At 71.6% G+C, this 17457-nt stretch carries 24 protein-coding genes; 11 read left to right on the top strand and 13 right to left on the bottom strand.

All coding sequences use genetic code 11. The features are described 5' to 3' along the window. Window positions 1-243: 243 nt before the first annotated feature. The 13 genes from H2038_RS01750 to H2038_RS01690 form a co-directional block, all read right to left on the bottom strand. Entirely contained in the window at window positions 244-975 is a 732-nt protein-coding gene (locus H2038_RS01750; RefSeq protein ID WP_292108730.1) for a BLUF domain-containing protein, read from the bottom strand. A 209-nt stretch (window positions 976-1184) separates the two neighbouring features. Further along, window positions 1185-1730 (bottom strand): hypothetical protein, encoded by a 546-nt coding sequence (locus tag H2038_RS01745; RefSeq protein WP_292108729.1) that lies wholly within the window; start codon window positions 1728-1730, stop codon window positions 1185-1187. Next, complete coding sequence (locus H2038_RS01740; protein WP_292108728.1) at window positions 1727-2320, bottom strand: PleD family two-component system response regulator; 594 nt, start codon at window positions 2318-2320, stop codon at window positions 1727-1729. The genes H2038_RS01745 and H2038_RS01740 overlap by 4 nt, the downstream gene beginning before the upstream one ends. Before the next feature lie 3 nt (window positions 2321-2323). Then, window positions 2324-2680, bottom strand: a complete 357-nt coding sequence (locus H2038_RS01735) for a hypothetical protein (protein WP_292108727.1) — start codon at window positions 2678-2680, stop codon at window positions 2324-2326. Then, window positions 2680-3201 (bottom strand): chemotaxis protein CheD, encoded by a 522-nt coding sequence (locus tag H2038_RS01730; RefSeq protein ID WP_292108726.1) that lies wholly within the window; start codon window positions 3199-3201, stop codon window positions 2680-2682. The genes H2038_RS01735 and H2038_RS01730 overlap by 1 nt, the downstream gene beginning before the upstream one ends. After that, complete coding sequence (locus H2038_RS01725; protein WP_292108725.1) at window positions 3198-3587, bottom strand: response regulator; 390 nt, start codon at window positions 3585-3587, stop codon at window positions 3198-3200. The genes H2038_RS01730 and H2038_RS01725 overlap by 4 nt, the downstream gene beginning before the upstream one ends. Beyond that, on the bottom strand, window positions 3587-4618 hold the full coding sequence (locus H2038_RS01720; protein ID WP_292108724.1) for a chemotaxis response regulator protein-glutamate methylesterase: 1032 nt from the start codon (window positions 4616-4618) through the stop codon (window positions 3587-3589). The genes H2038_RS01725 and H2038_RS01720 overlap by 1 nt, the downstream gene beginning before the upstream one ends. Continuing rightward, the gene (locus H2038_RS01715; protein ID WP_292108723.1) at window positions 4618-5466 is read right to left on the bottom strand and encodes a protein-glutamate O-methyltransferase; all 849 of its coding nucleotides are present in this window, start codon (window positions 5464-5466) and stop codon (window positions 4618-4620) included. The genes H2038_RS01720 and H2038_RS01715 overlap by 1 nt, the downstream gene beginning before the upstream one ends. Continuing rightward, window positions 5463-5918 (bottom strand): chemotaxis protein CheW, encoded by a 456-nt coding sequence (locus H2038_RS01710; RefSeq protein WP_292108722.1) that lies wholly within the window; start codon window positions 5916-5918, stop codon window positions 5463-5465. Before H2038_RS01710 ends, H2038_RS01715 begins: the two co-directional genes overlap by 4 nt. Window positions 5919-5921: 3 nt before the next feature. Next, complete coding sequence (locus tag H2038_RS01705; RefSeq protein ID WP_292108721.1) at window positions 5922-8096, bottom strand: chemotaxis protein CheA; 2175 nt, start codon at window positions 8094-8096, stop codon at window positions 5922-5924. Beyond that, window positions 8093-8461 carry a response regulator gene (locus H2038_RS01700; RefSeq protein ID WP_292108720.1) on the bottom strand — a complete coding sequence of 123 codons (369 nt, stop codon included), beginning with the start codon at window positions 8459-8461 and terminating at the stop codon, window positions 8093-8095. The genes H2038_RS01705 and H2038_RS01700 overlap by 4 nt, the downstream gene beginning before the upstream one ends. After that, window positions 8458-8724, bottom strand: a complete 267-nt coding sequence (locus tag H2038_RS01695; RefSeq protein ID WP_292108719.1) for an STAS domain-containing protein — start codon at window positions 8722-8724, stop codon at window positions 8458-8460. Before H2038_RS01695 ends, H2038_RS01700 begins: the two co-directional genes overlap by 4 nt. Further along, window positions 8724-10148 (bottom strand): PAS domain-containing methyl-accepting chemotaxis protein, encoded by a 1425-nt coding sequence (locus H2038_RS01690; protein WP_292108749.1) that lies wholly within the window; start codon window positions 10146-10148, stop codon window positions 8724-8726. The genes H2038_RS01695 and H2038_RS01690 overlap by 1 nt, the downstream gene beginning before the upstream one ends. Between H2038_RS01690 and H2038_RS01685 the strand changes: the two genes are divergently transcribed. The 11 genes from H2038_RS01685 to nusB all read left to right on the top strand — a co-directional run bounded on the left by H2038_RS01685 (window position 10056) and on the right by nusB (window position 17449). Next, window positions 10056-10379 carry a hypothetical protein gene (locus tag H2038_RS01685; RefSeq protein WP_292108750.1) on the top strand — a complete coding sequence of 108 codons (324 nt, stop codon included), beginning with the start codon at window positions 10056-10058 and terminating at the stop codon, window positions 10377-10379. The two genes, H2038_RS01690 and H2038_RS01685, sit on opposite strands and share 93 nt — an antisense overlap. A 76-nt stretch (window positions 10380-10455) precedes the next feature. Next, window positions 10456-11136, top strand: a complete 681-nt coding sequence (locus H2038_RS01680) for a MarR family transcriptional regulator (protein ID WP_292108718.1) — start codon at window positions 10456-10458, stop codon at window positions 11134-11136. An 86-nt stretch (window positions 11137-11222) separates the two neighbouring features. Then, entirely contained in the window at window positions 11223-11942 is a 720-nt protein-coding gene (locus tag H2038_RS01675; protein ID WP_292108717.1) for a class I SAM-dependent methyltransferase, read from the top strand. Further along, window positions 11939-12124, top strand: coding sequence for a hypothetical protein (locus H2038_RS01670; RefSeq protein ID WP_292108716.1), 186 nt, complete (start codon window positions 11939-11941; stop codon window positions 12122-12124). The genes H2038_RS01675 and H2038_RS01670 overlap by 4 nt, the downstream gene beginning before the upstream one ends. A 36-nt stretch (window positions 12125-12160) precedes the next feature. Then, window positions 12161-13471 carry a serine hydroxymethyltransferase gene (gene glyA, locus H2038_RS01665; RefSeq protein ID WP_292108715.1) on the top strand — a complete coding sequence of 437 codons (1311 nt, stop codon included), beginning with the start codon at window positions 12161-12163 and terminating at the stop codon, window positions 13469-13471. 7 nt (window positions 13472-13478) lie between these two features. Beyond that, window positions 13479-13964 carry a transcriptional regulator NrdR gene (gene nrdR / locus H2038_RS01660; protein ID WP_292108714.1) on the top strand — a complete coding sequence of 162 codons (486 nt, stop codon included), beginning with the start codon at window positions 13479-13481 and terminating at the stop codon, window positions 13962-13964. Then, window positions 13964-14593: a RibD family protein gene (locus H2038_RS01655; RefSeq protein WP_292108713.1), complete on the top strand. Its 630-nt coding sequence runs from the start codon at window positions 13964-13966 to the stop codon at window positions 14591-14593. Before nrdR ends, H2038_RS01655 begins: the two co-directional genes overlap by 1 nt. A 153-nt stretch (window positions 14594-14746) precedes the next feature. Further along, window positions 14747-15337: a riboflavin synthase gene (locus H2038_RS01650; protein ID WP_292108712.1), complete on the top strand. Its 591-nt coding sequence runs from the start codon at window positions 14747-14749 to the stop codon at window positions 15335-15337. Further along, a complete protein-coding gene (ribB, locus tag H2038_RS01645) occupies window positions 15337-16470 on the top strand; it encodes a 3,4-dihydroxy-2-butanone-4-phosphate synthase (protein WP_292108711.1) in 1134 nt (377 codons plus the stop codon). The genes H2038_RS01650 and ribB overlap by 1 nt, the downstream gene beginning before the upstream one ends. Then, window positions 16467-16928 (top strand): 6,7-dimethyl-8-ribityllumazine synthase, encoded by a 462-nt coding sequence (gene ribH / locus H2038_RS01640; RefSeq protein WP_292108710.1) that lies wholly within the window; start codon window positions 16467-16469, stop codon window positions 16926-16928. Before ribB ends, ribH begins: the two co-directional genes overlap by 4 nt. After that, window positions 16925-17449 (top strand): transcription antitermination factor NusB, encoded by a 525-nt coding sequence (gene nusB, locus H2038_RS01635; RefSeq protein ID WP_292108709.1) that lies wholly within the window; start codon window positions 16925-16927, stop codon window positions 17447-17449. The genes ribH and nusB overlap by 4 nt, the downstream gene beginning before the upstream one ends. Window positions 17450-17457 lie beyond the last annotated feature (8 nt).

The following is a 17457-nucleotide window of genomic DNA, read 5'->3' as shown; positions in this document are numbered from 1 at the left end:
GCTGGCGCCCGGCCGCTTTCCGGCGGCGGCATTGCCTTCAGACTCCAAGATTCGCATCCTCCGACCTGGTCACTTCGCGCCCGGCTAGCCGGTGGATCGAGGATCGTGAACCTGAGCTCTCCCGGCAGGCGAACCGCCGCGGGTGCGGCCATGTCGCCCCCGCCGCCGGCAGGCGCCCCTGACGCGGCAGAGGTGACGCTTGCAGGGGCGTATCAGCGCCCTTCGCGGCAGGACGTCGCAGCATCAGGCCGGAACCGCCGAGGCGCGAATCGCGCAACGCTGGTCGAGGCATTCGCCGGCGAGCGGACAGGGGCTCGCCCCCGCCCCGGCGGTGCGCGGCGGCTGTGCCGCCAGGCCGTAGACGGCCGTCAGCAGATCGAACAGGCCTGCGGTCGAGACCTCTTCCGGTCGGAGCCCCCGCCGCAGGTTCGGTTGCGAGACGAAGGCCGCCTCGTCGGTCTCGAAGAGCCCGCAGCAGACTCTCAGGTCCAGAAAACTGCGGCGAACCATCGGACGGCTTCGGACGACCAGCAGGTCCTCGTGCTTCAGGCTTGCGGCGACCTCGCCGAGACGCTCGAAAACGACGCTCCTCGGCCCCTCGAGGGCCTGGACGATCCGCCCGTCGTAGACGAAGACGACGCCTGTCACCCCGGCCGCAACCTGCCGCGAGGCGGCGCCTGCGAGGTCGCGGATCAACGCCTGCAGGTCGACGCCCGCGGCGGCCCGGCTGTGGAACACCACCTGGTGCAGCGCGGCGCGAGCGGCCGTGCGGAGGCCGGCGGCCGCGTCCGGCGGAGCCCCCCCGCCGCCGGACGTCGCCCGGGCGTCCATCCGGCAGACGCCCTCGCCCTCCTCGCAGTTGTCGAACATCACGCCGAGCTCTGCGAACGCGCCGAGAATCGCGTCGAGCGTCCGCGAATGGGCGCCGACGCCGCCGTGGACCCGCTCGAGCCGCTTCACCGTTTCCAGGCTCACGCCGCTGCGGCGGGCGAGTTCCGCCTGCTCGATGCGGACAAGCGCGCGGCCGGCCCGAATCTGCTCACCGGTTATTCCGGACCAGACCTTTGCCATTCAACGCCCCCGGATGTGCGTACTGTGAAGCCAAGGCGGCGGACTGCAACGGCTACGTCCGGAGGGCCGCCGCGGATGCTGGAGAACGGCCGATTGGCCGGTCGACGGCCGGATCATCGTCCGTCTCGCCGCAGGCCGGCCTCCGCGCCGGCGACAGCGTCCGGTGTCGCCTCGCTCCGCGCGCGGCGCGAGGCTTGCTCGCGATAGCGCTTCTGGCAGAGCTGGAGCTGCTCCATCAGCCGGCCGAACGCCCCCTCCGGCAGCGCCCCCGCCCTGCGGAGGCAGACGAGGTCCAGGGCCGGCCCCAGCGCGCGCTCGGGCCACCAGTCGGTCTCCGACAGGGTGTCCGCCTGCACGCCGAGCATCTGGATCGCGGCGGCCAGGTCGGTCTCGCCCAGCGGCCCGCAGAGGCTGAGCGCATGCTCTACAAGCCGGCGGATCTCGGCGAACGCCGCGGGATCCGGCCGTCCGCGGCCCGGGCCGTCGATCAGGCTCCTGAGGCCCTCGAGGACCCCGTCCAGTTCGCCGGCGAGGCGATCCTCGAGCCCGGCGAGATTCGCGGCCGCCGCCTGCAGCACGTCGGCCGCCCGGCGGCCGCCCGGACTGTCGATCATCTTCTGCAGGGAGGTGAAGACGGGGCGGATGACGACGGCGCTCACAGGATCATCCTCTTGGGCGTCATGAGGTCGTCGATCTCCGACTGCGACAGGTTGGGCTGGACCGCCTCGCCCAGGTCCCCGGACAGATCTCCGCTCCGCCGACCCGCGGCCCCGAAGGGGACGCCCTCGTTCTTGAACCGCCGGTCAGGGCCGACATAGGCCGGCGCCTCGACGAACGGGCGCGCGCTTCGCCCGATCCAGACGATCCGGTCCAGCAGGACGTTGGCGCTGATCGGCTTCGCCACCATGAAGCTGGCGCCGCAGTCCCGCGCCTGTTCGACCTGGGACAGCGGCGTGTAGCCGGCGAGCACGATCGCGGGCGTGAAGCGTTTGGGTTCGGCCGGAAGGCGGCGCAGCCAGTGGACCAGCTCGTAGCCCATGCCGCCGCCGAGATTGGAGTCGAGGATGACGAGGTCGATGTGGTGCGTCTCGACATGGCGGCGGAACTCGTCAGGGGTCTGGGCCCGGATCACCCGCTGGACGCCGAATCCCATCAGGATCTGGCCGAGGATGTCGAGACCCGACTGGTTCTCGTCCGCGGTCAACACCGTGGCCGCCCGCAGATTGATGCTGGTGTCGGGGCCCGGCATCGCTCACCAGAACTCCACCACGGCGGCGGGGGCCGCCTGCTCGGCCTGGCCGGCGAGGCGGTCCGCCAGACCCTGAAGGTTGAGACCCGCCGCGGCGAGGCGACGACGGCCGTCTGCATCGGCGTCGGCCGGGAGGGGTTCTGCGGCGATGGCCGCGCAGAACCGCTCCAGCTCCCGCAGGTGCTGATGGAGGGCGTCGAGCTCCTGGAGGGTGGCGAGGTCGGACGGGTCCGCGACGCCGGTCTGCACGACCCGGCCCACCGCGCGCTCGATGCGGTCGACGGCTCCGCCCCAGCGGCCGAGCTCCCGCGACAGGACGTCGAACAGCCCGGCCATGTCGGTGGAAGCCCGCGGCGACATCAGAACAGATCCACTTCGCCGGCCGGCGCCGTCGGGGCATGGAGCGCCGGTTGCAGGGTCTCCGCCGGCGTTTCGCTGACCAGATGCTGTCGCGCCCGCCCGGTGGCGGGCCAGAACTGGATGCGGCGCGCGCTGTCGCCGCCGAGGCTGGAGCCGTGCAGGACGATGCCCTCGTGGGCCAGGAAGCGCGTCACGAAGGCGGCGTTGCGACCGCCGATGTCGGCCATGCGCCGGCTCATGCGGGCCCCGCCGAACACCTTGGCCTGCAGCCGGTCGCGCCGGGCGCCGGACTGCAGCAGACCGTTGATCAGCAGCTCCATGGCCTGGACGCCGTAGCGGCGATCGCCCGGTTCGCCGTCGGGCGCCTGCGGGAGCAGGAAATGGTTCATCCCGCCCACGCCGCCGTCGGGATCCCACACGCAGGCGGCGACGCACGACCCCAGCACCGTCGTCAGGCAGACGGCGGGGTCGCCGCTGACGGCGTGCTCGCCCTGGACCACATGAACCCGTCGGGAGGTCATGTGAGCGCCCCGTAGACCGCCTCGATCTTGCTCCGCAGGGTGGCGACGGTGAACGGCTTCACCAGGTAGTTGTTGACCCCGAACTGCACCGCCCGCTTGACCAGATCGGTGTCGGCCCGGCCGGTCAGCATGATGAAGCCGATCTGCTTCAGTTGCGGCGCCGCCCGCACGGCCCGGAGAAGGTTCAGCCCGTCCAGCTTGGGCATGTTGTAGTCGGAGATGATGAGGTTGAAGTTGCCCGCGAGCAGCTTGCGCAGGGCGTCCTCGCCGTCGACCGCGTCCTCGATGACGCTGACGCCGAGGTCCTTCAGGCTGTTGCGGATCAGCGCCCGGATGGTCTGCTGGTCGTCGACGACCAGAACCTTGAGCGAGTTGGCTGCAGGCATCAGGCGGCTCCCTGGACAGTTTTGCCGGTCGCGGAGAGGACGGCGCCGGCGATGGCTTCGAGCGGCAGTTGCTGCTGCACGGCGCCCAGCTCCCAGGCGACCCGGGGCATGCCGAACACCACGCTGGTGGTCTCATCCTGTGCGATCGTCTGGGCCCCGGCCCTGCGCATCCGCAGCAGGCCTTCGGCCCCGTCGCGACCCATCCCGGTCAGCAGGGCCCCGGCCGCGGCCGGTCCGGCGACCTCCGCGACCGAGCCGAAGAGGCGATCAACGGAGGGGCGGTGGCCCGAGGTCAGATCCCCCTCCACGAGACGGCAGACGAGGCGGCCGCCCCGGCGCTCGATCTCCAGGTGGGCCTCGCCGCCCGGCGCGATGTAGACCCGCCCGATCTCGAGCGGGTCGCCGTCCCGGGCCTCGCTGACCCGGGGTGCGCAGACCCGGTCGAGACGGGCGGCGAAGCTGGCCGTGAAGCTGGCCGGCATGTGCTGGGTGACGACGGTGGGCGGACAGTTGGCGGGGAAGCCGCCGATCACCGTCAGCAGGGCCTCCACGCCGCCGGTGGAGGCGCCGATCGCCACGAGCGAGCCCCTCGGCTGGTAGCCGGCGGCGACCTGGGGCAGCGGACGACGGGTGCGCGGACGCGCCTGCGCCGCCGCCAGCACGGTCGCGGCGAGGCCGCGGAAACGGTCCGGCGTCAGACCGGTGGGTTTGGCGATGCAGTCCACCGCGCCGAGTTCGAGCGCCGCCAGCGTCGCGTCCGCGCCCCGCTCGGTCAGGGTCGAGACCATGACCACCGGCATCGGCCGCAGACGCATGAGGCGCTCGAGGAACTCCAGCCCGTTCATGCGCGGCATCTCGACGTCGAGCGTCAGGACGTCCGGCGAAAGGGCCCGGATCGCCTCGCGCGCCTGCAGCGGATCGGCGGCCTCCCCGACCACCTGCAGCCTCGGCTCGGTGCGCAGCGCAGCCCCGATCATCGCCCGCATGGTGGCGGAATCGTCGACGATCAGAACCTTGTAGGCCTCCCCCATCAGCCGGCCCTCCGGTAGATGGTCAGGCCCTCCGTGCGGAGCATCGGCGTTTCGGCCCGCTCCGAATGGCCGATGTAGAGGCGGCCTTCGGGGGTGAGGATGGCCGCCATCCGCTCCCAGAGCCGCGCCTGGGTCGGGGCGTCGAAATAGATGGCGACGTTGCGGCAGAAGATGACGTCGAACGGCCCCGACATCGGCCACGGGGCGTGGAGGTTCAGCACCCCGAAGCGCACCAGCGCCTTGACCTCGGCGCTGATCTCGCGCTCGTCGCCGACCGTGCGGGTCCACCGCTCGCGCATCGCCGGCGCGAGTGGAGACAGGTCCTCCGACCGGTAGCGCCCGGCGCCCGCCTGGCGCACCACCTGCGGGTCGATGTCGGTGGCGAGGATGCGAACGTCCAGCTCCGCCGCCTCCGGCAGCGCCTCGAGCAGCACCATGGCCATCGAATACGGCTCATGGCCGAGCGAACAGCCGGCCGACCACAGGCGCACCCGGGCTCCGGCCCGGGCGGCGGGCGCCAGCTGGCCCTCGATCTGGCGTCGCAGGGCGTCGAAGTGGTGGGGCTCGCGAAAGAAGCGGGTGACGTTGGTCGTCAGGGCGCTGAGGAAGGCGGACCGTTCCTCCTCGGACTTCGGGTCGCGCAGCAGCGCATAGTAGTCACGAAACCGGCTGAGGCCGAGCGCGCGAAGGCGTTTGGCCAGGCGCGAATAGACGAGCGGCGCCTTGATGTCCGCCAGCTCGATGCCGGCCATGCCGTAGAGAAGACCCGCCAGGTTCCGGAAATCGGCGGCCGTGTACTCGAATTCGCCCTGAACAAGGGCCGGCTCGGCCTGCAACGCTGCGTTCAAGCGGCCATCTCCGTCGGGGTTTCCGGCAGCAGCCCGTCCAGGGCGATCAGGCTGATCATCCGGCCGTCGACCGGGATCACGCCCTTCACGAACGAGCGCACCACCTCGCAGGCGATGTCCGGCGTCGCCTGGATCATCTCGTCGGAGATGGTCAGGATGTCCGACACCGCCTCCACCAGCAGGCCCACGGTGCGCAGGCCCACGCGCGCGACGATGATCACGTGCCGGGCCGAGGGTTCGGCCGTCCCGAGGGCCAGGCGGCTGCTCAGGTCGATGATCGGCAGCACGGCCCCGCGCAGGTTGATGACGCCGCGTACATAGGCCGGCGAGTGCGGCAGCGGCGTCGCCGGCGTCCAGCCGCGGATCTCACGCACGGCGCGGATGTCGACGCAGAACTCCTGTTCACCGATCCGGAACGCGATCAGCTCTCGTCTGTCCTCGGCAGGGCTCATGGCTCAACTCGCTAGGGCTTGGGGAAGGTCACGGACCGCCGGCTGCCGCCGCCGCGCGGCGAGCAACCCGTCCACATCGAGAATGAGGGCGACGCGGCCGTCGCCGAGGATGGTGGCGGCGGCGACGCCCTCCACCTGCCGGTAGTTCTGCTCGAGGCTCTTGATCACGACCTGGCGCTGCCCCTGGATCGCGTCGACGCGCAGGGCGGCGAGGCCCCCGAGCTCGCTCTCGACCAGCAGGGTCACCCCCGCCAGGGCCCCGCTTTCGGCGGCCGCGGCGCCGAGCGAGCGGCCGACGTCGATCAACGGCACATGGCTGCCCCGGATCGCCAGCACGGTGCCGGCGGGCCCGAGGGCGCGCACCTCGGCGGCCTTCGGCTTCAGGGTCTCGACGATCAGGCTGATGGGGACCACCAGCGTCTGGTCGCCCACGCTCACCACCATGCCGTCCAGCACCGCCAGGGTCAGCGGAAGGCTGAGAACGAAGGTCGACCCCTCCCCCGGCCGGGAGTTGATGACGATGCGGCCGCCCAGCGCCTGGATCGAGCGCTTGACCACGTCCATGCCCACGCCGCGCCCCGAGATGTCCGAGACGGAGGAGGCGGTGGAGAAGCCGGGGGCGAAGATCAGGTTGTCCACCTCCTCGTCGGTCAGGGCCGCTTCGGGGGCGATCAGGCCCTTGTCGACAGCGATCGCCCGCACCCGCTCGCGATTGATGCCGCGGCCGTCGTCCGAGACCTCGATGATGATGCGCCCGGAGCGGTGGCGGGCGCTGAGACGCACCTGCCCCTCCGGAGACTTGCCCGCCGCCAGCCGCTCCTCGGGCGTCTCCAGCCCGTGGTCGATGGCGTTGCGGATCATGTGGGTGATCGGCTCGCTGAGCCGCTCGATCACCGTCTTGTCGACCTCGGTCGCCTCGCCCTCGGTGACCAGCCGGACCTGCTTGCCGGTCGCCGCGGCGACCTCCCGGACCAGCCGGGGCATGCGCTGGAACACCGACTTCACCGGCTGGGCGCGGATGGCCATGACGCTGTCCTGGATCTCCCGGGTCAGCTGCTCCAGGTCGTCCAGTCCGAGGGCGATCGTGCTCGACCGCGCCAGTCCCGCCTCGACGACCCGCTGCGCCAGCATCGCCTGGTTGATGACCAGCTCGCCGACCAGGTCGATCAGGCGGTCGATCCGCTCGAGGTCGACGCGGATGGTGGTCTGCACGGAAGAGTCGGCGGACGCGGCGGGCGTCGGACCGGCGGCCGGCGCGGCCGGCGCGGCCGCAGGCGCCGCGGCCGAAGGGGCGGCGGCCGGCGTTTCCGGATCCTGGATTTCGGCCAGCAGCCGGCTGAGCACCGCGTCGGGCGTCTCCTCGCCGGACTCCGCGATCGCCGCGGGTTCGGCCACAGCCGCGGGTTCGGCGACAGCCTCGGGGTCGGCGGCGAGGATCTCCAGCTCGCAGTCGCCGTCGACGAATTCGAACACGGCCCGCACGGCGTTCTCGTCCACGCCCGGTCCGGTCAGCCCGACCTCCCACGCCAGACAGGGCGTGGCGACGTCCAGCTGGTCCAGCATCGGCAGGCCTTCCGCGCGGACGGCGATCGTCGCCTCCCCCAGCCGCTCCAGGTCGCGCAACAGCTTCAGGTCGTCATTGGCCTTGCGGAACAGCTCGGCGCCGGCGCGGAGGCGGACAGTCAACCGCGCGGCTTCCGCCGGCGCCGGCGGCTCGTCCAGCGAAACCGCGGCGGGCTGGAAGTCGAAGTCCATCTCCTCCCCCGCCCCGTCGACGTCGGTCGAGACATAGCGGTCCAGCTCCGCCACCACCTGGGCGGCCGAGGCCGGCTCGTCCGAGCCGCCCGACCGGGCGGAGGCGACGAAGTCCGCCAGCACGTCGCCAGCGCGCAGCAGGGTGGCGATCAGCTCCGGATCGGCCGCCAGCCGGGCGGAGCGCAGCTCGTCGAGGGTGGTCTCGAACACGTGGGCGAAGCGCACCAGCGCGTCGAAACCGAAGGCGCCGGCGCCGCCCTTGATCGAATGGACGGCGCGGAACACGGCGTTGACCGTGTCGCCGTCGGCCGTCTCCTCCTGCATCGCCAGCAGGCCGCTCTCCAGCTCCGTCAGGAGCTCGTCGCACTCCTGGAAGAAGGTGGCGCGGATGGCCTCCATCGGATCGCCGGCGCCGGTCGTCATGCGGCCACCCTCCGCACCGCGTCGACCAGCTTCACCGCGTCGAAGGGCTTGACGATCCAGCCGGTGGCGCCGGCGTCGCGGGCCCGCTGCTTCTTCCCGGGATCGCTCTCGGTGGTCAGCACCAGGATCGGCGTGGCCGCGTGCTTCTCGTCGCGCCGCACGCCCTCGATGAAGCCGAAGCCGTCGAGGTTGGGCATGTTGATGTCGGTGATGATGACGTCCGGCTCGTGCTCGCTGAGCACCTCCAGGCCGTGCACGCCGTCGACGGCCTGGATGACGTTGAAGTCGGCGTCGACGAGGGCGAGGCGAAGCATGTCCCGCATGGTGCGGCTGTCGTCGACCGTCAGAACAGTTGTCGTCCTCACGACAGGTCTCCTGTGATGGGGGTCGCGGCGAAGGCGAGGGCGGCGCCGAGCTCCGGCGTGGCCTCGACGATCCGGAGCGAGCGGCCGTCGTGGCTCCAGGTCCTGATGGCCGACATCAGCAGCTGCAGGCCCAGCCCGTTGATGCGCTGGACGCCCGCTCCGTCGAGGTCGAGATCACCGCCGCGAAGCGAGAGGAGATCCGTCCTGACCTGCTGGAGCGCCGGGCCTTCCAGACGCGCCGGAAGCGGGTAGCGGCCCTGCATCAGAACTCTTCCCAATCGGCCTCGGCGGTGGGGCTCAGGGCCAGGGCGTTGGCGCCGCGGGTCGGAGCCGCGGCGTAGCGGCGGGCGAACCCGGCGATCTTCGCCTGCGACTCCTGGATCGCCCGGTGACCGCGGTTGGCGGGAACCGGTTCGCCGCCGGCGCCGCGCCCCGGCTGCGGCTGCGAAGCCGAGGTCCGGAAGCGGCCCACCAGCTGCGACAGCTGCTCGGACTCCTGGGTGAGGTTGTGGCTGGCGGCGGTGGACTGCTCGACCATGGCGGCGTTCTGCTGGGTCGTCTGGTCCATCTGGTTGACGGCGGTGTTGACCTCCGCCAGCGCCGTGGCCTGTTCCTGGGCCGAGGCGGAGATCTCGCTCATCAGGCCGTTGATCTCGGCGACCCGCTCGACGATGGCGGTCAGCGCCTGGCCGGTCTCGCCGACGAGGCTGACGCCGGTCTTCACCTGGTTGGTCGAGGCGGAGATCAGGGTCTTGATCTCCTTGGCCGCCTCGGCCGAGCGCTGCGCCAGGGCGCGGACCTCGGAAGCGACGACCGCGAAGCCCTTGCCCGCATCCCCCGCCCGCGCCGCCTCGACGCCGGCGTTGAGGGCCAGCAGATTGGTCTGGAAGGCGATCTCGTCGATGACGCCGATGATCTGGCTGATCTGGCCCGCGGACCGCTCGATGTCGCCCATGGCCTCGACCGCCCGCGACACCACCTCGCCCGAACGCTCGGCGTCGGTCTTGGCCGAGGTGACCACCGAGCCGGCGCGCTGGGCGCCCTCGGCGGTGCGCTTGACGGTGGCGGTGATCTGGTCGAGCGCCGCGGCGGTTTCCTCAAGGGTGGCCGCCTGCTGCTCGGTGCGCCGCGACAGATCGTCGGCGGCCTGGCTGATCTCGCCCGCCCCGGACTTGAGCGCGCCGGTGTTGCTGGCGATCTCGCCCATGGCGTCCTCGAGCTTCGCCATCGCCGCGTTGAAGTCGTCGCGCAGCTTCCGGTAGTCGCCGGGGAACTCCTCGGCGATGCGCGCCGTCAGGTCGCCGTCGGCCAGCGCCGACAGCGACTGGGCGGTGATCTCCACCACCCGGGCCTGCTCTCGCGCCGCGGCCGCCCGTTCGGCCTCGTTGCGCTCGCGCTCCTCGACCACGGCCGTCACGTCGGTGGCGAACTTCACCACCTTCTCCGTCTTGCCGTCGCGGTCGAAGATCGGGTTGTAGGAGGCTTCGATCACCACCCGGCGACCGCCCTTGCCGTAGCGCACGAACTGCTCGGCGAAGAACTCGCCGGCGTTCAGCCGCCGCCAGAAGTCCGAATACTCCGGAGACTGCGCGTATTGCGGATCGACGAACATCCGGTGGTGGCGGCCCCGAATCTCTTCAAGGCGATACCCCATGGCGTTGAGGAAATTCTCGTTTGCCGCGAGGATATTTCCTTGTGTGTCAAACTCGATGACCGCCTGCGACCTGTTTATCGCATCAACGAACGAGGAAAGCGCTCTCGCTTTCTCTTCAAGTTCTACGATGCGGTTGCGAGTTTTGCCGATCATGTCGCCTCCGAGGGTTGGACGAGGCCGACATTCATTCAAACATGTTTAGAAATTTCTTACGTTTTCTTTGGCAACGAACTGTTCGTCAGCAAATCATTCGTTCTTAAATGATTTGGGTCATTCCTTGATCGGCAGGCAGCAGGCCTGCTCCGATGCGGCAATCCCCGCCGGAGGCGAGAACCAGAGCATGCCGCGTAACAGTCTTTCCGACGTCCTGCCCTCGAAGACGCCGCGCGAGCGGGTCCAACTCAGCGTGGCCTACAAGCTCATCCTCACCGGCCGGCGCTGGCGCGCGCGCCTCCGGGAGAGGCTGGCGGAGCGGGGCCAGACCGATGTGCACCAGAGCGCCCTCTACCATCTCGCCACCTCGCCCCTCGGCCTGATCCAGACCGAACTGGCCGAGCGAATCGGCATCAAGGGGCCGGCGCTGGTTCGCCAGCTGGACACCCTCGAGCGCCAGCGGCTGGTGCGTCGGGAGAACCTGGTCGGCGATCGTCGCGCCAAGCTGGTGCGACTCGAGCCCGGCGGGATCGAGACCCTGCAGGCGCTCGACGTCATTGCAGCGGACCTGCGCGACGAGCTGATGGGGGACCTGCCCGAGGACGAACTGCTGAGAATCGAGGCGATCCTCGACACCCTGCTGGACCGCCTCGCCCCGCACGTCGACGGGGACCCGCCCGGACCGGATGCGCCGGACCGGCCGCAGCGCGCTCGGCGGCTGAAGCCGGGCCTGACCGACAGGCTGCAGCGGCGGGGGACGGCGTCCGGGGAACGGGCCGTGCCGGCGGCCGCGCTCGCGGTCCGGACGGCGCCCGGGAAGGCCCGGGACCGGCTGATCGCCCCTCGCCCAATCACGACGACGCCATGATGGACGACCTCGTCCGCGCCATGGACAGGCTCTGGACCCACTGCAACGTGGCCCGCCTCCCCGCCGTCGCCTGACCCGGCCGCGGAATGACCGCAAAGCCGCCGACAACCGCGTTCGAACAGTGGCCGCTCCACCGGAGCTTCGTCGGCCAGCCGCAGCGGTACGACCTCGCCGCCGGCTCCCAGTTCGCCCTGCTGTTCCTGCTGGGGCTGCGCGAGCACCACCGCCTGCTCGACTTCGGCTGCGGCTCCCTGCGGCTCGGCCGTCTCGCCATCCCCTACCTGCAGCCCGACCGCTATTTCGGCGTCGAGCCGGCGGCGGACCTGGTGGAGGCGGGGTTTCGCCACGAGCTCGGCGAGGACGCCCGACGGCTGAAGCGGCCGCGTTTCGACCACAACGCCGACTTCCGGGCCGACGTCTTCGGCGAGCGCTTCGACTTCATCATCGCCCAGTCGGTGTTCTCGCACACGGGCGAGGGGCCCGCCGCCCGGGCCCTGGCCTCGTTCGCCGCCACGCTCGCGCCGGGCGGCCTGATCCTCAGCAACTGGCTGGTCGGGCCGGAGACCGCCGGCCCGCCCGTGGCCACCACCGACTGGGCCTATCCGGAGTGCGTGGAGTTCACGCCTGCGCGGGTCGCCGCCCTGGCCGTGGGCGCCGGCCTGCACGCCCGGGCCTGTCCCTGGCCGCATCCGGAACTGCGCTGGTTCGTCATGGCCCGGGAACCGGGCGACCTGCCGCCGCGCGACCGCCTCGCGGCGCTGCACCTGCCCTTCCCCGCATGGGCCGACGGCGGGGCGGGACGATGAGGCCGCCGCCGCCGCCGTCCGGCGTGATCGTCGAATTCACCCGCCGCGGGGCCTTCCTGAAGTGCGCGGCCGTCCACGAGGCGACGGGCATCGAGGTCTCCGCCATCGGGCCCGCCAGCGAGCCGCGCGCGCTGGAGCGGATCGCCCTGGCCAAGCTCCAGCGGGCGCTGGCCGCCCGCTGACCACAAGATGTTGTGGCTGCCCGTCCCCGGGCGTAAATGGATCGCCGCCATCCGGGGATTCCAGTGACCGCCTTCACCCACGCCGCCTTCTTCTCGAAACCCCTCGCCGAGGCCGATCCCGACATCTTCGGCGGCGTCCAGGGCGAGCTGCGCCGCCAGCAGGAGCAGATCGAGCTGATCGCCTCCGAGAACATCGTCTCCCGGGCGGTGCTGGAGGCCCAGGGCTCGGTGCTGACCAACAAGTACGCCGAGGGCTATCCCGGCCGCCGCTATTACGGCGGCTGCGAATATGTCGACGTCACCGAAAACCTCGCCCGCGAGCGCGCCAGGCAGCTGTTCGGCTGCGCCTTCGCCAACGTCCAGCCGCACTCCGGCGCCCAGGCCAACCAGGCCGTGTTCCAGGCCCTGCTGACGCCGGGGGACACCTTCCTCGGCATGGATCTGGCCTGCGGCGGCCACCTGACCCACGGCTCGCCGGCCAACCAGTCGGGCAAGTGGTTCCGCCCGGTCACCTACAAGGTCCGCGAGGACGACCACCTGATCGACTACGACCACGTGGCGCAGATGGCGGAGCAGGAGAGGCCGAAGCTGATCCTCGCCGGGGCCTCGGCCTACAGCCGGCACATCGACTTCGCCCGCTTCCGCGAGATCGCCGACAGCGTCGGGGCGTATCTGATGGTCGACATGGCCCACTACGCCGGCCTCGTCGCCGGCGGGGTCTATCCTGACCCGCTGCCCCACGCCCATGTCGTCACCACCACGACGCACAAGACCCTGCGCGGCCCGCGCGGCGGCATGGTGCTGTCGAACGACGTCGAACTGGGCAAGAAGATCAACTCGGCCGTCTTCCCGGGCCTGCAGGGCGGGCCGCTGGAGCACGTCATCGCCGCCAAGGCCGTGGCCTTCGGCGAGGCGCTGAAGCCCGAGTTCAAGGCCTACGCCCGCCAGGTGGTCGACAACGCCCGCGCCCTGGCCGCCGTGCTGGTCGAGCGCGGCGCGGCCATCGTCTCGGGCGGCACCGACAGCCACCTGATGCTGGTCGACCTGCGGCCCAAGGGCGTGACCGGCAAGGCCACCGAGGCGGCCCTCGAGCACGCCCTGATGACCTGCAACAAGAACGGCGTGCCGTTCGACACGGCGCCCTTCACCGTCACCTCCGGCGTCCGCCTCGGCACGCCGGCGGGCACCACCCGCGGCTTCGGCGTCGACGAGTTCCGGCAGGTCGGACACTGGATCGCCGATGTGATCGACAGCATGAAGGGCGGCGACGAGGCCGACCCCGCCGTGTCGCAGCGGGTCGCCGGCGAGGTGCGCGAGCTCACCCGCCGCTTCCCCATCTACGGATGACGCGCCGATGAAGTGCCCCTTCTGCGGAAACCCGGACACCCAGGTGAAGGACAGCCGCCCGTCCGACGACGGCGCGGCGATCCGGCGCCGGCGGTCCTGTCCGCAGTGCAACGGGCGCTTCACCACCTTCGAACGGGTCCAGCTGCGCGAGCTGGTCATCCTCAAGCGCAACGGCCGGCGCACGCCCTTCGACCGCGACAAGCTGGAGCGGTCGCTGGGGATCGCCCTGCGCAAGCGGCCGGTGCAGCCGGAGCAGATCGAACAGCTCGTCAGCCGCATCGTCCGCCAGCTGGAGAGCCTCGGCGAGACCGAGATCCCGTCCTCGACCGTCGGCGACTTCATCATGAAGGCGCTGAAGTCGGTCGATGAGGTGGCCTACGTCCGCTACGCCTCGGTCTACAAGGACTTCCGCCACACCGGCGACTTCGCCCGCTTCCTCGGGGCGGAGGGGCTGAACGAGCGGCAGGACGACGACGGGTCCGGCCGGGGCTGATGCGGCCGCGGGTCACCCTGAAGCTGGCGACCTCCCTCGACGGGCGGATCGCCACGGCGAGCGGCGAATCGAGGTGGATCACCGGCGAGGCGGCCCGGCAGGAGGGTCACCGGCTGCGCGCCGCCCACGACGCCATCCTCGTCGGCGTCGAGACGGTGCTGGCCGACGATCCGGCGCTGACCGCCCGGCTGCCGGGGCGTCCGGTCGACCAGCCGCTGCGCGTGGTGCTGGACAGCCGGCTGCGCACCCCGCCGACGGCGCAGGTGGCCCGCGGCGACAGCCTGATCCTGACCGCGGCCGCGCCCCGGCCGGTCGGGGAGGCCCGGGTGGAGCAGGTCGAGGCGGCGGAGGGCCGTCCCGCGCCCGCGGCGGCGCTGCAGGCGATCGGCCGCGCCGGCGCGACCTCGGTGCTGATCGAGGGCGGCGGCCAGGTGGCCGCAAGCTTCCTCCGGGCCGGTCTGGTGGATCGGCTGGAGTGGTTCCGCGCGCCCATCCTGCTGGGCGGGGAGGGGCGGCCCTGCGTCGCGGCCCTCGCGCTTGCAAAGCTGGCCGAGGCCCCCCAGTTCCGGCGCCTGTCCGCCGAACCCCTCGGCGACGATCTCTGGGAACGCTATGACGCGATCCGCTGACGCCCGCCCTGCGACCGTTTCTGTCGGAGCGCTGCGCCAATGCTGGAACCCGGTCGCGGCGCGACCGGCCCGGACCGCGTGCGGCCGCCCCCGGCGCGGTTCGGGACTCACGGGACTCCCGGGACACCCTTTTTTCGCGGCGAGGACGACCTGATGTTCACCGGCATCGTCACCGACATCGGCCGCGTGCGCGAGGTTCGGCCGACCGAGCGCGACCGGCGCTATGTGATCGAAACCGCCTGGGACACCGCGACGATCGAGCTCGGCGCCTCGATCAGCCACGCCGGCTGCTGCCTGACGGTGACCGAGACCGGTCCCGGCTGGTTCGCGGTCGAGGTCTCGGACGAGACCCTGTCGAAGACCACCCTCGGCGATTGGGCGACCGGCCGGCGGGTGAATCTCGAGCGGGCTGCGAAACTCGGCGACGAGCTGGGCGGCCACATCGTCTCCGGCCATGTCGACGGGCTCGGCCGCGTGCTCTCGGTGACGCCCGAGGGCGGCTCGCGCCGCATCGACATCGAGGCGCCGGCGCCGCTGCACCGCTTCATCGCGCCCAAGGGCTCGATCACGGTCGATGGCGTCTCCCTGACCGTCAACGCGGTCGAGGATCGCCATTTCGGCGTCAACATCATTCCGCACACGCTCGCGGCGACCACCCTCGGGACGCTTGCGGCCGGGGATCGGGTCAATCTCGAGATCGACATGCTGGCGCGATACCTCGCGCGGTGGCAGGAGACGGCCTGATGCAACCGGCGGCCAATATGAACGACAGCCCGATCAGCCCGATCGAGGACATCCTCGAGGACGCCCGCAACGGGCGGCCCTACATCCTCGTCGACGCCGAGGACCGCGAGAACGAGGGCGATGTCATCATCCCGGCCCAGTTCGCCACCCCGGACCAGATCAACTTCATGGCCCGGCACGCCCGCGGCCTGATCTGCCTCGCCATCACCGCCGAGCGCGCCCGCCAGCTGCGCCTGCCGCCGATGGCCGCCGAGAACCGCGCCGGCATGGGCACCGCCTTCACCGTCTCGATCGAGGCGCGCGAGGGCGTCACCACCGGCATCAGCGCCGCCGACCGGGCCCGCACCATCCAGGTCGCCGTCGATCCGCACCGCGGCGCCGACGACATCGTCTCGCCGGGCCACGTCTTCCCGCTGGTCGCCCGCGACGGCGGCGTCCTTGTCCGCACCGGCCACACCGAGGCCGCCGTCGACATCAGCCGCATGGCGGGCCTGACCCCGGCCGGGGTGATCTGCGAGATCATGAACGACGACGGCACCATGGCGCGGATGCCGGACCTGATCGCCTTCGCCCAGCTGCACGGGCTGAAGATCGGGACCATCGCCGACCTGATCGCCTACCGCCGGCGAACCGAGCGGCTGGTCGAGCGGGTGATGGACACGCCGTTCGAGAGCGTCCACGGCGGCCCGTTCCGCATGATGCTGTACCGCAACGTGGTCGAGGGGGTGGAGCACGTGGCCCTGGTCCACGGCAAGGTCGAGTCCGACCGGCCGACCCTCGTCCGCATGCACCAGGTCGACTTCGCGGCCGACCTGCTCGGCCACGTCGAGTCCCGGCAGGACTATGTGCCCCGCGCCCTGCGCCAGATCGCCGGCCACGCCGGCGCCGGCGTCGCCGTCTTCCTGCGCGATCCCGAACTGCAGGGGCTGGCGGAGCGGCTGGCCAGCGTCGAGCGGCCGAAGGCGGTGGAGCGGGCCCTGCGCAACTACGGCGTCGGGGCGCAGATCCTCAAGGACCTCGGGGTGCGCGACATGATCGTGATGAGCTCCACGCGCCCGAACCCGGCCGCCCTCGAGGGTTACGGCCTGCGCATCGTCGGCTGGCGCGACATGGACGGGGAGGACCAGGCATGAGCGAGGGTCCGCGCATTCTCGTCGTCGAGGCCCGCTTCTACGACGCCCTGGCCGACGCCCTGCTGGACGGGGCGACCGACGCCCTGCGCGCCCGCGGGGCCAGCTACGACGTGGTTTCTGTGCCCGGGGCCCTCGAGGTGCCGACCGCGATCGCCATGGCCGAGGAGGCGGGCCGCTATCCGACCGCCCCGCGCTACGACGGCTACGTCGCCCTCGGCTGCGTGATCCGCGGCGAGACCTACCATTTCGAGATCGTCTCGGACCAGTCGGCGGCCGGCCTGATGCAGCTGGGGCTCAAGGGCCTCGCCATCGGCAACGGCATCCTGACCCCCGAGGACGAGGACCAGGCCTGGGCCCGCGCCCGCCGCAGCGAGGGCGACAAGGGCGGCGCCGCGGCCCGCGCCTGTCTCGACCTCATTGCCTTGCGCAAGCGCCTGCGCGTAGGACTGGGCGCGTGACCGAACCGAACAGCCTCCAGTCCGTCCTCGAGCAGCTCGCCGGGGCCGAAAAGTCCCGCGCCGAGCCCGGCCTCAGCTCCCGCCAGCGCCGCGCCCGCACCGTGGCCCGCCTCGCCGCCGTCCAGGCCCTCTACCAGATGGAGCTGGCCGGGGAGGGGGTGGAGACGGTGATCGGCGAGTTCGCCAACCACCGCTTCGACGGCGACATCGAGGGTCAGCCGCTGGCCGAGGCCGACGAGGCCTGGTTCGCCGACGTCGTCCGCGGCGTGGTGGCGCGCCAGCGCGAGGTCGACGCCGCCGTCAAGGCGCGGCTGGCGTCGAACTGGCGGCTGGAGCGGCTGGACTCGACGCTGCGGGCGTTGCTCCGCGCCGGCGCCTGGGAGCTGCTCGACCGCCGCGACGTGCCGAAGGAGATCGTCATCGACGAGTACGTCGAGCTGGCCAAGGCCTTCTTCGACGACGCCGAGGCCAAGTTCGTCAACGCCGCCCTCGACGGGGTGGCCCGGGACGTCCGCAGCTAGCCGGAGGC

The sequence above is a fragment of the Brevundimonas sp. genome (genome assembly GCF_013912005.1).
Lineage (GTDB): Bacteria > Pseudomonadota > Alphaproteobacteria > Caulobacterales > Caulobacteraceae > Brevundimonas.
Note: the sequence above shows the minus strand (reverse complement) of the source record. Positions and strands in the feature narration are given on the sequence as shown.

Excerpts from the sequence above, each read along its gene's own strand:
- H2038_RS01675 (WP_292108717.1), top strand. The coding sequence starts at position 11,223 with ATGACCGCAAAGCCGCCGACAACCGCGTTCGAACAGTGGCCGCTCCAC.
- H2038_RS01655 (WP_292108713.1), top strand. The coding sequence starts at position 13,964 with ATGCGGCCGCGGGTCACCCTGAAGCTGGCGACCTCCCTCGACGGGCGG.
- H2038_RS01735 (WP_292108727.1), bottom strand. The coding sequence starts at position 2,680 with ATGTCGCCGCGGGCTTCCACCGACATGGCCGGGCTGTTCGACGTCCTG.
- H2038_RS01730 (WP_292108726.1), bottom strand. The coding sequence starts at position 3,201 with ATGACCTCCCGACGGGTTCATGTGGTCCAGGGCGAGCACGCCGTCAGC.
- glyA (WP_292108715.1), top strand. The coding sequence starts at position 12,161 with ATGGATCGCCGCCATCCGGGGATTCCAGTGACCGCCTTCACCCACGCC.
- ribB (WP_292108711.1), top strand. The coding sequence starts at position 15,337 with ATGCAACCGGCGGCCAATATGAACGACAGCCCGATCAGCCCGATCGAG.
- H2038_RS01710 (WP_292108722.1), bottom strand. The coding sequence starts at position 5,918 with ATGAGCCCTGCCGAGGACAGACGAGAGCTGATCGCGTTCCGGATCGGT.
- H2038_RS01705 (WP_292108721.1), bottom strand. The coding sequence starts at position 8,096 with ATGACGACCGGCGCCGGCGATCCGATGGAGGCCATCCGCGCCACCTTC.
- H2038_RS01720 (WP_292108724.1), bottom strand. The coding sequence starts at position 4,618 with ATGGGGGAGGCCTACAAGGTTCTGATCGTCGACGATTCCGCCACCATG.
- H2038_RS01725 (WP_292108725.1), bottom strand. The coding sequence starts at position 3,587 with ATGCCTGCAGCCAACTCGCTCAAGGTTCTGGTCGTCGACGACCAGCAG.
- H2038_RS01670 (WP_292108716.1), top strand. The coding sequence starts at position 11,939 with ATGAGGCCGCCGCCGCCGCCGTCCGGCGTGATCGTCGAATTCACCCGC.
- nrdR (WP_292108714.1), top strand. The coding sequence starts at position 13,479 with ATGAAGTGCCCCTTCTGCGGAAACCCGGACACCCAGGTGAAGGACAGC.
- ribH (WP_292108710.1), top strand. The coding sequence starts at position 16,467 with ATGAGCGAGGGTCCGCGCATTCTCGTCGTCGAGGCCCGCTTCTACGAC.
- H2038_RS01680 (WP_292108718.1), top strand. The coding sequence starts at position 10,456 with ATGCCGCGTAACAGTCTTTCCGACGTCCTGCCCTCGAAGACGCCGCGC.
- H2038_RS01740 (WP_292108728.1), bottom strand. The coding sequence starts at position 2,320 with ATGCCGGGCCCCGACACCAGCATCAATCTGCGGGCGGCCACGGTGTTG.
- H2038_RS01650 (WP_292108712.1), top strand. The coding sequence starts at position 14,747 with ATGTTCACCGGCATCGTCACCGACATCGGCCGCGTGCGCGAGGTTCGG.
- H2038_RS01695 (WP_292108719.1), bottom strand. The coding sequence starts at position 8,724 with ATGCAGGGCCGCTACCCGCTTCCGGCGCGTCTGGAAGGCCCGGCGCTC.